Source organism: Mycobacterium sp. BMJ-28 (assembly GCF_054404835.1).
This window is the reverse complement of record NZ_CM136783.1, coordinates 3,939,371-3,952,653: the sequence shown is the minus strand read 5'-3', so window position 1 is coordinate 3,952,653 and position 13,283 is coordinate 3,939,371. Positions and strand designations below refer to the sequence as shown.

Sequence of the window (13,283 nt, the reverse complement as noted above, 5' to 3'; positions counted from 1 at the left end):
GGGACCGAGGCCGCGGTGGTCATGGGATCCGACCCTACCCAGGGAACGCTCAGCTTGGGGGATATCGGCGCCCCCGTAACATGATCGTCGTGACTTCCATGGTGGCGCGCGAGGGCTGGGCGCCCGCAGGCGCCGATTCGACCCCACGCACCTACCAGGTGCGCACGTACGGCTGCCAGATGAACGTGCACGACTCCGAGCGCCTGGCCGGCCTGCTCGACGCCGCCGGTTATGTGCGCGCCGAGGACGGCGCCGATGCCGACATCGTGGTGTTCAACACCTGCGCGGTGCGGGAGAACGCCGACAACAAGCTCTACGGCAACCTCAGTCACCTCGCCCCCCGGCGCATCGCGGACCCGAACATGCAGATCGCCGTGGGTGGGTGCCTGGCGCAAAAGGATCGTGACGCGGTGCTGACCAAGGCGCCATGGGTCGACGTGGTGTTCGGGACGCACAATATCGGTTCGCTGCCGGTGCTGCTCGAACGGGCGCGGCATCAGCGGGTGGCGCAGGTGGAGATCGCCGAGGCGTTACAGGAATTCCCGTCGGCACTGCCGGCCTCGCGTGAATCGGCTTATGCGGCATGGGTTTCCATTTCGGTGGGCTGTAACAACACGTGCACGTTCTGCATCGTCCCGTCGCTGCGCGGCAAGGAGGTGGACCGCAGGCCCGGCGACATCTTGGCCGAGGTGCAGACGCTGGTCGACCAGGGTGTCCTGGAGATCACCCTGCTGGGGCAGAACGTCAACGCCTACGGAGTCTCGTTCGCCGACCCGGACATCCCGCGCAACCGCGGCGCTTTCGCCGACCTGCTGCGCGCGTGCGGACGCATCGACGGCCTGGAACGAGTCCGGTTCACCTCGCCGCATCCCGCCGAATTCACCGATGACGTGATCGACGCGATGGCGGCCACCCCGAATATCTGCCCGACCCTGCACATGCCGCTGCAGTCCGGCTCGGACCGGGTACTCAAGGCGATGCGGCGGTCCTACCGGGCCGACCGCTACCTGGGCATCATCGACCGGGTCCGGGCCGTGATCCCGCACGCCGCCATCACCACCGACATCATCGTCGGGTTTCCCGGCGAGACCGAGGACGATTTCCAGGCCACCCTGGACGTGGTGCGTCAGGCCCGCTTCGCCGGCGCGTTCACCTTCCAATACTCCAAACGGCCCGGCACCCCGGCCGCGGACCTGCCCGACCAACTACCCAAAGCGGTTGTCAGCGAACGCTATCAGCGGTTGATCGACCTGCAGGAGGACATCTCCTGGCAGGAGAACAAGGCGCAGATCGGTGCCACCGTCGAAGTCCTGGTGGCCGCAGGCGAGGGGCGTAAGGACGCCGCCACCGCACGGATGTCGGGCCGGGCCCGCGACGGCCGCCTGGTGCACTTCGCCCCCGGTGCGGCGAATATCCGCCCGGGTGACGTCGTCACCACCGTGATCACCCGCGCGGCGCCGCACCACCTGGTGGCCGACGGCGCGGTGCTGAGCCACCGCCGCACCCGGGCCGGGGACGCCCACGCGGCGGGGCTACGGCCGGTCACCGGTGTCGGCCTGGGTATGCCAGGGGTGGGCGCACCGCCGGCCGCCCCGGCGGAATCGGGATGCTCACGATGAGCGACAAGGACTTCGACGCGTACAAGGACGATATCGAGGCCGCCGAGCGACGGGTCGCCTCCGAGATCGATCCCGGCGTACGGGCGATGGTGGTCGCCATCCTGGTGTTCGTGATCGCGCTGTCATTTGTGTTGCCGCACATGGGTTCCACCCGTGGGCTCGACGTGCTGGTCGGTGACCAGACCGCGATCTCGGATGGGGTGGCCCTGCCGTCGCGGGTGTTCGTTTGGCTGGCGCTGGTGTTCGGGGTGGGATTCTCGATCGCTGCGCTGCTGACCCGGCGCTGGACGCTGGCCTGGATCGCGCTGGCCGGTACGGCGGTTGCCTGCCCGGCCGGGATGTTGGCCGTGTGGTCGCGCCAGACCGCGACGCACGGTCATCCGGGACCGGGAATCGGGCTGATCGTCGGCTGGATCGCGGTCATCCTGCTGGCCTACAACTGGGCCCGGGTGGTGTGGGCGCGCACGGCGGTGCAGCTGGCCGCCGAGGAACAGCGGCGCCGGGCCGTCGCCAAGCGCCAGAGCAAGGGCCTGCTCGACGACTTCGGGGACGACCCGCCGGCCTAGCGCTTCTTGGTGACCGCCTCGGCGGCGGTCCCGGCCCATTCGCGCCACTGCGCGGCACTGGCCCGGGCCTGCTCGGCATCCTTGGTGCGGCCGGCCGCGGCAGCCTTCTCGGCCTGCTTCTCGAATTGCTCGGCCCGCTCGCGGAACTGGTTGGCGCGGGCGACGGCCTCGGCATCGACATGGCTGACCGCACCGGCGTCGCGAACCTTCTTCTCGACGGCGCGCAGCCGGCGCTCGAGCTCGGCGGAACGCTCGCGCGGAACCTTGCCGATGGCATCCCACTTGTCGCCGATGGCCCGGAATGCCGAGCGCGCCGCGTCGGCATCGGCGATGTCGAGCGCCTCGGCCTCGGCCAGCAGCGCCTCCTTGGCGGTTGCGTTCGCCTCGAACTCCGCGTCCCGCTCGGCGTTGACGGCGTTGCGGGCGGCAAAGAACTTGTCCTGCGCGGCTTTGAACCTGGCCCACAGCGCGTCGTCGACATCTTTGGCGGCGCGGCCAGCGGCCTTCCACTGCGCCAGCAGATCCCGGAAGGTGGCCGCGGTGGCCGCCCAGTCGGTCGAGTCGCTGAGCCGTTCGGCCGTCTCGCACAGGGCCTCCTTGGCCTGGCGGACACCGACGCGTTCGCGGTCCAGATCGGCGAAATGCGAGCCCCGGCGCCGGTTGAACGCCTCCCGGGCGGCCGAGTAGCGCTTCCACAGCGCGTCGTCGGTCTTGCGGTCCAGCCCGGTGATGGTGCGCCACTCGTCGAGGATCTCGCGCAATCGGTCCCCGGCGGCCTTCCACTGGCTGGAGGTCGAGGCGAGCTCCTCGGCCTCGGCGGCCAGCGCCTCCTTGCGGGCCGTCTGCGTGGCCCGGAGCTCTTCGCGCCGCGCCCGTTCGGCCGCCGCGGCATCCCCGGCATGCTCGATGATGGCGGTCAGCCGGGCGTGGATGGCATCCACGTCGCCGAGCACGGCGGCGGAGGGGAGCCCGTCCAGCAGGCCGGCCGCGGCCGTCTTGATCTTGCGGGCGTCACCGCTGCCCGACGCGAGCCGGGTCTCCAGCAGCGCGACCTCGGTGTGCAGATCGTCATACCGGCGCCCGAAGTGGGCGAACGCGGCCTCGACGTCACCGGCCTGCCACGAGCCGATCACCCGTTCACCGGCGGCGGTGATCAACACCACGGTGCCGTCGGCCTCGACGCGGCCGAACCGGTGCGGATCGACGCCGGGCGTGGTGGGCACCACCGGCGCCGCGGTCGCGGCGCTCGGATGGGGGCCCGGACGCGGACCTGGCCTCGGGCCGGGACGTGGTGCCGGCTTGGGGGTACCCGAATCGCTGGTCGTCATAAGAGTTCCTCACACCTCCGCGCGGTGTGACCCGCGCACCTGCCGCGCGACGCGGCGCCCGATAGCTTCCGCTCGCTATTGAAGCAGGTCACTGTCGGACGTGCGTACGCCTTGGCGATGCGTGCCCACTTCCCGGTTGCGATATTGCGTCGTCCGGCGGCACGCACGGGCCGTCGGTGACGTCATCCACCAGCGCGTCCCTGCCGGCGGGAGCGCTGGCCCGCGGCGCGGCGGGTTGGGCGCAGGAGCCGGCCAGGCGCTAGCGATAACGTGTTCGGGGTGTTGGCCGCCATCGCAGTGATCCCGTCGGCTCCTGTGCTGGTGCCCGAACTGGCCGGAGCGGCCGCGGCCGAACTGGTCGACGTGCGTACCGCGATGATGAGTGCCGCCGCGGCATTGCCGTCGCGCTGGATCGTGGTCGGCACCGGCGCCGAGACCGGGCTGATCGGGCCCGACGCGGCCGGCACGTTCGCCGGGTACGGGGTGGACCTGCGGGTGCAGTTGTCGCCGGGCGCGGGCGGTCCGCTGACCGGGCTGCCGCTGTGCGCGCTGATCGCGGGCTGGGTGCGCGGCGAGGCGGCGCGGGGCGCGCACGCCGAGGTGCACGTGTACCGCGACGATCTGGATGCCGACGCCGCGCTGGGTGCGGGCCGGGAACTGCGCGCCGCGATCGATGCGGCCGGCGACGCCATCGGGGTGCTCGTCGTCGCCGACGGGGCGCGCACCCTGACGCCGTCGGCACCCGGTGGCCACGATCCGGATTCGGTGGCCGTGCAGGCCTCGCTCGACGATGCCCTGGCCGCCGGCGACACCGCCGCGCTGGCCGCCACCGGCCCTGGCGTGGTGGGCCGGGTGGCTTTTCAGGTGCTGGCCGGGCTGGGCAATCCGTCCGGCGCCACCGAGTTGTATCGCGGCGCGCCGTACGGCGTGGGTTACTTCGTGGGTGTGTGGCAGCCGTGATCCGGCCTGTCGCGGTCATCGGGCCGACCGGGACGGGCAAGTCGGCGCTGGCGCTGGATCTGGCCGAGCGGCTGGGCGGGGAAATCGTCAACGCCGACGCGATGCAGCTCTACCGGGGCATGGACATCGGGACGGCGAAGTTGCCGGTCGAGCAGCGCCGCGGCATCCCACACCACCAGCTCGACGTCATCGATGTCACCGTCAACGCTTCGGTCGCCCGCTATCAGGAAGGCGCGGCCGCCGATATCGAGGCGATCATGGAACGCGGCGCGGTGCCGGTGATCGTTGGCGGTTCGATGCTGTACATCCAGTCGTTGCTGGACCAGTGGTCGTTCCCGGCCACCGATCCGGTGGTGCGGGCCCGCTGGGAGGCGCGGCTGGCCGAGGTGGGGGTCGCCGCACTGCACGCCGAACTGACCAGGGTCGATCCGCAGGCGGGTGCTTCGATCCTGGCCAGCGACGGCAGGCGCATCGTGCGCGCGCTGGAGGTGGTGGAACTCACCGGTGCGCCGTTCGCGGCGTCGGCACCCCGGATCGGCAGGCCGCGCTGGGACACCGTGATCGTCGGACTGGATTGGGATACCGAAATATTGGACGAGCGGCTGCGCCTGCGCACCGACACGATGTTCGATGAGGGCCTGGTCGGGGAGGTTACCGGACTGATCGCCGGCGGGCTGCGCGCCGGTGTCACCGCCTCCCGTGCGCTGGGCTACGCCCAGGTGCTGGCCGACCTCGATACCGGCGGTGACGGCGCGGCCGCCCGCGAACCCACGTTCGTGGGCACCCGCCGATATGTCCGGCGGCAGCGGTCCTGGTTCCGCCGGGACCACCGGGTGAACTGGCTGGACGGTTCGGCGCCGGACCTGGCCGACGCCGCGATGGCTATCCTGGACAAGTGAAGTTCGCGAAGGGACACGGCACGCAGAACGATTTCGTGCTGCTGCCCGACCTCGACGCCGCACTCGATCTGACACCGGCGGCTGTGGCCGCGTTGTGCGACCGGCGCCGCGGGCTCGGCGCCGACGGGGTGCTGCGCGTCACCACCGCGGGGGCGGCGCTGGCCGCCGAGGTCTTCCCGGCGCTCCCGGAAGGCGTGGCCGCGCAGGACTGGTACATGGATTATCGCAACGCCGACGGGTCGATCGCCCAGATGTGTGGCAACGGGGTGCGCGTCTTCGCCCACTACCTGCGTGCCGCCGGCCTGGAGCAGCGCGATGAGTTCGTGGTGGGATCCCTTGCCGGGCCGCGCCCGGTGGTGGTGCACGGATTCGATCCCGACGACGCCACCCGCGCCGAGGTGACCGTCGACATGGGTAAGGCGAACGTGCTGGGCGCCGGTTCGGCCGTGGTGGCCGGGCGCAGTTTCGACGGCGTGGCCGTCGACGTCGGCAATCCGCACCTGGCGTGTGTCACCGAGCTGAGCGCCGCGACGCTGGCGGTGCTCGACGTCGCGGCACCGGTTTCCTTCGACGCGGCGCAGTTCCCCGACGGCGTCAACGTCGAGGTGCTCACCGCCCCGGTGGACGGCGCCGTGTCGATGCGTGTGCACGAACGCGGTGTCGGCGAAACCCGTTCGTGCGGAACGGGAACCGTGGCCGCCGTGGTGGCGGCACTGCAGCACGTGGGGGAGAGCACCGGCACCTTGCGGGTGCGGATCCCCGGCGGTGAGGTGACCGTCACCATCACCGAGGCCACCAGCTTTCTGCGTGGCCCGTCCGTACTCGTTGCCACCGGCGAACTGGCCGACCGATGGTGGCGCGACCCGGCGTGACGAAATTCGGATGCATCGTCACCGGCCGGCATGACACCATCGGAAGTCGCTCATGACACGACCTGAAATCACCGTCCCCAGCACCGGCGAACTCGCGCTGGAAGACCGCGCGGCGTTACGCCGCGTCGCCGGTCTGTCCACCGAGCTGGCCGACGTCACCGAGGTCGAGTACCGCCAGCTGCGCCTGGAACGCGTGGTCCTGGTCGGGGTGTGGACCTCCGGCACCGCCGCCGCGGCCGACGCCAGCCTGGCGGAATTGGCCGCCCTCGCCGAGACTGCGGGTTCGGAAGTTCTCGAAGGCCTCATCCAGCGCCGCGACAAGCCCGATCCGTCGACCTATATCGGTTCGGGCAAGGCGCAGGAACTGCGCGAGACGGTGCTGGCCACCGGTGCCGACACCGTCATCTGTGACGGTGAGCTGTCACCGGCCCAGCTCAACTCGCTGGAGAAGGTCGTCAAGGTCAAGGTGATCGACCGGACCGCGCTGATCCTGGACATTTTCGCCCAGCACGCCACCTCGGCCGAGGGTAAGGCGCAGGTGGCCTTCGCCCAGATGGAGTACATGCTGCCCAGGCTGCGCGGCTGGGGCGAGTCGATGTCGCGCCAGGGTGGTGGCGCCGGCGGTAGCGGCGGCGGTGTGGGCACCCGTGGCCCCGGTGAGACGAAGATCGAGACCGACCGTCGCCGTATCCGCGAGCGGATGAGCAAGCTGCGCCGCGAGATTCGCGATATGAAGAAGATCCGCGACACCCAGCGCGGCAAGCGCCGCGCGGCCGATATGCCGTCGGTGGCGATCGTCGGCTACACCAACGCCGGCAAGTCCAGCCTGCTCAATGCGCTCACCGGTGCCGGTGTGCTCGTGGAGAACGCGCTGTTCGCGACCCTGGAACCGACCACCCGGCGCGGGCAGCTCGAGGACGGCCGCCCGTTCGTGCTGACCGACACCGTGGGGTTCGTGCGGCATCTGCCGACCCAGCTAATCGAGGCGTTCCGCTCCACCCTGGAGGAGGTCGTCGACGCCGACCTGCTGGTGCACGTGGTCGACGGCTCCGATGCGAACCCGATGGTCCAGATCAGTGCGGTGCGTGAAGTGGTGCGCGACGTGTACGCCGACCATGACCGTGGTGCGGCGCCGGAGTTGTTGGTGGTCAACAAGATCGACGCCGCCGGCGCGCTGGCCATGGCGCAGCTGCGCCGGGCGTTGCCGGACGCGGTGTTCGTGTCCGCGCACACCGGCGAGGGACTGGACCAGTTGCGGCAGCGGATGACGGCCATGGTCGAGCAGACCGATGCCGTCGTCGATGTCACTATCCCGTACGGCCGTGGCGATCTGGTGGCCCGGGTGCATTCCGAGGGGCGGATCGACAACACCGAGCACACCGCGGAGGGCACCAAGATCACGGCGCGGGTGCCCGCCCCGCTGGCTGCCAGCCTGCGCGACTACACCAGCGGTTAGGGCACGGTTCAGGCCGCGGCCTTGGCGGCCGCCGGGGTAGCGGACTCGCTTGTGCTGCTGGTTATTTCGGGCTTCGCTTCGGGCTCGGTGGCGGGATTGGCTTCCGGCTTGGTTTCGGGCTCGGTGGTCGTCTTGGCGGTGTCGGCCGATTTGGTGCCGTGCTTGCCCTTCAGGGCGTCGCCGAACTGACGCACCAGTTGGGCCAGCGGGCCCGCTCCGATGGGACCGCGCACCTTGGGCCGCGCCGCCACGGACTTGGTGGATTCCGGCGCAGGCGTTTCGTCGGTCTTGGTGCCGGCCACCACGGTCTCGGGTTCGGTCTTCTTGTTGTCCAGCACGGCCTTGGGGGTGTCCTGGGCGGTTGTTTTTGCCGCCGCCAGGTTGGTGGTCGTGGTGACCGGCTTGGCCGCCTTCGACGTCTTGACACCGATATCGGCCAGCGCGGCCTGGACGCCTTCGCCGAGGGCCTTGACCACATCGCCGGCCAGCTTGACCGGATTGATGTTCAACGGGATCAACCGGAACGGCGCGGGTGTGCCGGGGCTGAGGCTGCGGTCGTAGCCGGTGTCGATGAGCACGCGCAGTACGGGTGCGAGGAGATCCACGATCGGCTTGACGATGAAGCTGGTATGGGTGAACCCGCCGAATTCCAGGAACGGCCGCACCAGCGGCAGCGTGGTGGTGGGGATGGTGATGTAGCGGGTGTCGCCGTCGACGGTCTGATTGGCCGGGTCGGCGATTTCGGCGGCCAGTTGCTCCGGGGTGTACCCGTCGGGCAACTCGCCCGGATCGCTGCGGCCGTCGGGCGACAGGTAGCTGCCGTGCACGTACCAGAATCCGGCGATGGCGTTGAGGGTCGCCAGCGCATTGAGTGGGTACAGCGGGAAGTCGGAGACGCCGTCGTACTGGAAGGCGATATCGGTGGCGCAGATGGTGTTGCAGGTGGTCGTGGGTGCGGGCAGTCCGAAGGTGGCGTCCAGGATCGGCACGTGGCCCAGGAAGGCGAGTCGTTCGAACAATCCACCGTTGGGCCGGTTGGTGTTGCCGATCATCACGAAGGAGATGGCGGTCTGGTTGTCCGGCAACTTGCCGAGATTGCGCTTCTCCCGGCTGACGATATTGCCGCCCTGTGAGTAGCCGAAGATGACGACCGGCTCGTTTGCCGGGTCGGCGAGCGTGGTGTTCAGCGTCGTATCGAGGGTGGACAGTCCCTGTCCGGTCGACACGTCCCACTTGTCACCGGTCAGGCCGCCCCAGCCGGGCAAGGGGATCGGCCAGAACTGGGCGGGATAGTCGATCGGGGTGAGCGCGCAGTTGGCGGTCGTGGTGCACGACGAGTTGGACGGCGCGATGTAGTACTTGAGCGCGTTCGTCATGTAGTCGCTGACGTCGCCCGCCTTCGGGGTGCCGGTGCCGGGCACGATGAGCGCGGTCGCGGCCAGGGCCACGGCCATGCTCATGGCGGTGGCGACGCTGACGAATACCGCCGTCAGCAGGGCCAGCACGGTGACTGCCGATCGTCTTACTGTCCGCATCTGCCCACCTCGTCGTCAGACGGCCCCCGCCCCGCAGCGATCGTCGCACCGTGCGGGCATAACGGAGGCGTAAATACGAAATTCGACGGGCCTGTCTGCCCCGCTGACCGGCCCGCTTGGCCGACGAATTGAAAGTAGATTCTGATTCTAATATCGTCGCAGGGTCTCGGGAAGGGAGCGCCAATGGGGCTGCGGGGTGAAGCCGCGATCGTCGGCTTCCACGAATTGCCGGCCACGCGTAAGCCGACGGGCCCGCCGGAGTTCATCATCGAGCAGTGGGCCCGGCTGGCCGCGGCCGCCATCGCCGACGCCGGCCTGTCGGCCGACCAGGTGGACGGATTGGTGACCTGCGGGGTGATGGAGTCCCAGTTGTTCGTCCCGTCCACCGTCGCGGAGTATCTGGGCCTGCACGTCAACTTCGCCGAGATCGTGGACCTCGGTGGGGCGTCGGGCGCGGCGATGGTGTGGCGGGCCGCGGCGGCCATCGAACTGGGGATCTGCCAGGCGGTGCTGTGTGCCATCCCGGCCAACTACCTCACCCCGATGTCGGAGCACCGGCCCTACGATCCCGGGGACGCGCTGTACTTCGGGGCCTCCAGCTTCCGCTACGGCTCGCCGCAGGCCGAGTTCGAGATCCCGTACGGCTACCTGGGCCAAAACGGGCCGTACGCCCAGGTCGCCCAGATGTACGCCGCCGCTTACGGTTACGACGAAGCGGCGATGGCCAAGATCGTCGTCGACCAACGGGTCAACGCCAATCACACGCCCGGCGCGGTGTTCAAGGACAAGCCGCTGACCATCGCCGACGTGCTCGGCAGTCCCGTCATCGCATCGCCGCTGCACATGCTGGAGATCGTGATGCCGTGCATGGGCGGCTCGGCGGTGCTGATCACCAACGCCGAGTTGGCCCGGACCGGTCGGCACCGCCCGGTGTGGGTCAAGGGCTTCGGCGAACGCGTGCCCTTCAAGTCGCCCGTCTACGCGGCCGACCCGCTGCAGACCTCGATGGCCAAGGTGGCCGGGACGGCGTTCGGCATGGCCGGGCTGGGCCCCGCCGACATGGACATGGTGTCGATCTATGACTGCTACACCATCACCGCCCTGCTCACCCTGGAGGACGCCGGGTTCTGTGAGAAGGGCAAGGGCATGCAGTTCGTCACCGATCACGACCTGACCTTCCGCGGCGACTTCCCGATGAACACCGCGGGCGGTCAGCTGGGTTACGGCCAGCCCGGCAATGCCGGCGGCATGCACCACGTCTGCGACGCCACCCGCCAGCTGATGGGTCGCGCCGGGCAAACTCAGGTGGCCGACTGCCACCGCGCCTTCGTCTCGGGCAACGGCGGTGTGCTCAGTGAACAGGAAGCACTCGTGCTGGAGGGCGACTAGATGACCATCCCGCTGAGTAGACCGCTACCGCTGCCCACGCCAACCTCCGCGCCGTTCTGGGACGGGTTGCGCCGCCACGAGATCTGGATCCAGTTCTCGCCATCCTCGAACGCCTACGTGTTCTACCCGCGGGTACTTGCCCCCGGCACGCTGGCCGACGACCTGCAGTGGCGCCGGATCTCGGGTGCGGGGACACTCGTCAGCTTCGCCGTCGCGCAGCGGCCCGTCGCACCACAGTTCGCCGACGCGGTGCCGCATCTGCTCGGGGTGGTGCAATGGCAGGAAGGTCCGCGGCTGGCCACCGAGCTCGTCGACATCGCGCCCGGCGATCTACGGGTCGGCATGCCGGTGGCCCCGGTGTTCACTGATATCCCCGACGCCGGGGTGACACTTCTGCACTACACCGCAGGCTAGGAAGGTCCATATCGTGGCTTTGGCGCTGACCGACGAACAAACCCAGATCGCCGCTGCGATGGCGGGTTTCGCGGCCCGCCATGGCGCTCTGGAACTCACCAGGTCGCAGTTCGACGCGCTCGCGTCCGGCCGCCGGCCGGAATTCTGGGGTGCGCTGATCGATCAGGGCCTGCACGCCGTGCACCTCCCGGAGCGGATCGGGGGACAGGGCGGCGGACTGGCCGAGGCGGCGTGTGTCATCGACGCCGCCGGGTACGGGCTGCTGCCCGGACCGCTCACACCGACCGTGATCGCGGGCGCGGTGGCCGCCACCGCCGAGCCGGGTACCGCCGCCGAACGGCTGCTCGACGACATCGTGGCAGGCCGGACGGCGGCCCTGATCCTGCCGCAGGCGGGGCGGCTGCGCGCGACGGCCACCGAGGGCGGCTGGCTGCTGTCCGGGTCGGTGGGCCCGGAGATCGGCGTATGCGGAGCGGAGCGCATCATCGTCAGCGCGGCAACCGAATCCGGCCACCTGCTCTGGATTGCACTGGACGCCAACATGTCCGGGGTTCGGATTGCGGCGCAGACGCCCACCGACCTGACCCGCGATGTCGGGCTACTGCACGTCGACGGCGCGTTCGCGGCTGCCGATGGCGTGCTCACCGGCATCGACCCGGTCCGGGCGGGTGCCATTTCGATAGGCCTACTGGCCGCCGAAGCCGCGGGCATCGCCCGCTGGTGTGTGGACAACGTGGTGGCTTATCTGAAGGTCCGGGAACAGTTCGGCCGACCCATCGGATCGTTTCAGGCCCTGCAGCACAAGGCCGCAACGCTGTTCATCGACAGCGAGCTGGCCGCCGCGTCGGCGTGGGACGCGGTTCGCGCGGCCCATCAGCCGGTCGCCCAACACCACATCGCCGCGGCCGGTGCGGCCATCGTGGCGGTCGGCCGGCTGCCCGAACTGGTGGTCGACGCGCTCACCATGTTCGGTGCCATCGGCTACACCTGGGAACACGACCTGCACCTGTACTGGAAGCGTGCGATCAGCTTGGCCGCCACCGTCGGGTGCCGCACCGAGTGGGCGCACGCGCTCGGCGACCCGGCCGCGCCGGCACGCGATTTCACCATCGAGATGGCCGATGCCGAGCCGGAATTCCGGGCCGCCGTCGCCGCGACCCTGGACCACGCCGCGCAGCTGCGCAATGAGACGCCGGGCCGGCAGAATCCCGGCTACGCGCAGTTCTGCACCGGACCGCAGCGCACCGCCCTGGCGGCGGCCTGCCTGATCGCGCCCCACCTGCCCGCCCCATGGGGACTGGACGCCACTGCGGCCCAACAGCTGATCATCGACGAGGAATTCGAGAAGCGGCCGGATCTGGTCCGGCCGTCGCTGGGTATCGCACAGTGGATCCTGCCCACGGTGCTGGCGGCCGGCTCCGACGCGCAGCGGGCCCAGTTCGCCGAGCCGACGCTGCGTGGCGAGATCGGTTGGTGCCAGCTGTTCTCCGAGCCGGGCGCGGGTTCGGATCTGGCGTCGCTGTCCACCAGGGCCACCAAGACCGACGGCGGCTGGCTGGTGACCGGCCAGAAGGTCTGGACCTCCTCGGCCCAACTCGCCGACTGGGGGGCGTTGCTGGCGCGCACCGACCCGGACGCCAAGAAACACAAGGGCATCGGGTACTTCCTGGTCGACATGAGCACGCCGGGCATTCAGGTGAGGCCGCTGCGGACCGCCAGCGGGGACGCCCATTTCAACGAGGTGTTCTTCGACGAGGTCTTCGTCCCCGACGCCATGCTGGTGGGCGAGCCGACCGCGGGCTGGTCGCACGCGCTGGCCACGATGGCCAACGAGCGGGTGGCCATCGGCGCTTACATCAAGCTGGACAAGGAGAGCGAATTGCGGGCGCTGGCCGGGCGGCCCGGTGCCGAGCGGGTGGATGCCGTCCGGCAGGCGCTCGGCGAGATCAGGGCCGGATCCAATGCGATTGGCGCCCTTGCGGTCCGGGATACGCTGAACCGGCTGGCCGGGCACGGCCCCGGGCCGGCGTCCAGCGTCGGGAAGGTCGCCACCGCGCAGATCGTGCGGCGGGTCACCGCCGATGCGCTGGCGTTCAGCGGGCGTGCGGCACTGGTCGGCGGTGGCGAGCAGTCGGCGGTGGCGCAGACCTTGATGATGCCCGCCGAGGTCATCGGCGGTGGCACCATCGAGATCCAGCTGAATATCATCGCGACGATGATCCTGGGATTGCCGAGGAATTGAGCG

11 protein-coding genes are annotated in these 13,283 nt (G+C 69.9%); 9 read left to right on the top strand and 2 right to left on the bottom strand.

Annotation, left to right across the window (positions count from 1 at the left end; genetic code table 11):
• Positions 1–80: 80 nt before the first annotated feature.
• Positions 81–1,619 carry a tRNA (N6-isopentenyl adenosine(37)-C2)-methylthiotransferase MiaB gene (gene miaB, locus ACXPWS_RS19590; protein ID WP_458708249.1) on the top strand — a complete coding sequence of 513 codons (1,539 nt, stop codon included), beginning with the start codon at positions 81–83 and terminating at the stop codon, positions 1,617–1,619.
• On the top strand, positions 1,607–2,185 hold the full coding sequence (locus ACXPWS_RS19585) for an Rv2732c family membrane protein (protein ID WP_458708248.1): 579 nt from the start codon (positions 1,607–1,609) through the stop codon (positions 2,183–2,185). Before miaB ends, ACXPWS_RS19585 begins: the two co-directional genes overlap by 13 nt.
• Here ACXPWS_RS19585 and ACXPWS_RS19580 read toward each other — a convergent pair.
• Positions 2,182–3,513 (bottom strand): DUF349 domain-containing protein, encoded by a 1,332-nt coding sequence (locus ACXPWS_RS19580; protein WP_458708247.1) that lies wholly within the window; start codon positions 3,511–3,513, stop codon positions 2,182–2,184. The two genes, ACXPWS_RS19585 and ACXPWS_RS19580, sit on opposite strands and share 4 nt — an antisense overlap.
• A 279-nt stretch (positions 3,514–3,792) precedes the next feature.
• On the opposite strand from ACXPWS_RS19580, the gene ACXPWS_RS19575 reads away from it, so the two are divergent.
• Genes ACXPWS_RS19575 through hflX form a run of 4 tightly spaced genes read left to right on the top strand, consistent with a single transcriptional unit; the run spans position 3,793 to position 7,700 of the window.
• Entirely contained in the window at positions 3,793–4,473 is a 681-nt protein-coding gene (locus ACXPWS_RS19575) for a class III extradiol ring-cleavage dioxygenase family protein (protein ID WP_458708246.1), read from the top strand.
• Entirely contained in the window at positions 4,473–5,372 is a 900-nt protein-coding gene (gene miaA / locus ACXPWS_RS19570) for a tRNA (adenosine(37)-N6)-dimethylallyltransferase MiaA (RefSeq protein ID WP_458713608.1), read from the top strand. Before ACXPWS_RS19575 ends, miaA begins: the two co-directional genes overlap by 1 nt.
• A complete protein-coding gene (gene dapF, locus ACXPWS_RS19565) occupies positions 5,369–6,244 on the top strand; it encodes a diaminopimelate epimerase (protein ID WP_458708245.1) in 876 nt (291 codons plus the stop codon). Before miaA ends, dapF begins: the two co-directional genes overlap by 4 nt.
• Positions 6,245–6,296: 52 nt before the next feature.
• Positions 6,297–7,700, top strand: coding sequence for a GTPase HflX (gene hflX / locus ACXPWS_RS19560; RefSeq protein ID WP_458708244.1), 1,404 nt, complete (start codon positions 6,297–6,299; stop codon positions 7,698–7,700).
• Positions 7,701–7,708: 8 nt separating this feature from the next.
• Here hflX and ACXPWS_RS19555 read toward each other — a convergent pair whose 3' ends face one another.
• Positions 7,709–9,235: a PE-PPE domain-containing protein gene (locus tag ACXPWS_RS19555; RefSeq protein WP_458708243.1), complete on the bottom strand. Its 1,527-nt coding sequence runs from the start codon at positions 9,233–9,235 to the stop codon at positions 7,709–7,711.
• A gap of 183 nt (positions 9,236–9,418) precedes the next feature.
• Between ACXPWS_RS19555 and ACXPWS_RS19550 the strand changes: the two genes are divergently transcribed.
• Genes ACXPWS_RS19550 through ACXPWS_RS19540 form a run of 3 tightly spaced genes read left to right on the top strand, consistent with a single transcriptional unit; the run spans position 9,419 to position 13,280 of the window.
• Positions 9,419–10,624, top strand: a complete 1,206-nt coding sequence (locus tag ACXPWS_RS19550; protein ID WP_458708242.1) for a thiolase family protein — start codon at positions 9,419–9,421, stop codon at positions 10,622–10,624.
• Positions 10,625–11,038: a Zn-ribbon domain-containing OB-fold protein gene (locus ACXPWS_RS19545; protein WP_458708241.1), complete on the top strand. Its 414-nt coding sequence runs from the start codon at positions 10,625–10,627 to the stop codon at positions 11,036–11,038. It abuts the gene before it with no gap.
• Between the two features lie 13 nt (positions 11,039–11,051).
• On the top strand, positions 11,052–13,280 hold the full coding sequence (locus ACXPWS_RS19540) for an acyl-CoA dehydrogenase family protein (RefSeq protein ID WP_458708240.1): 2,229 nt from the start codon (positions 11,052–11,054) through the stop codon (positions 13,278–13,280).
• The last annotated feature ends 3 nt before the right edge of the window (positions 13,281–13,283 follow it).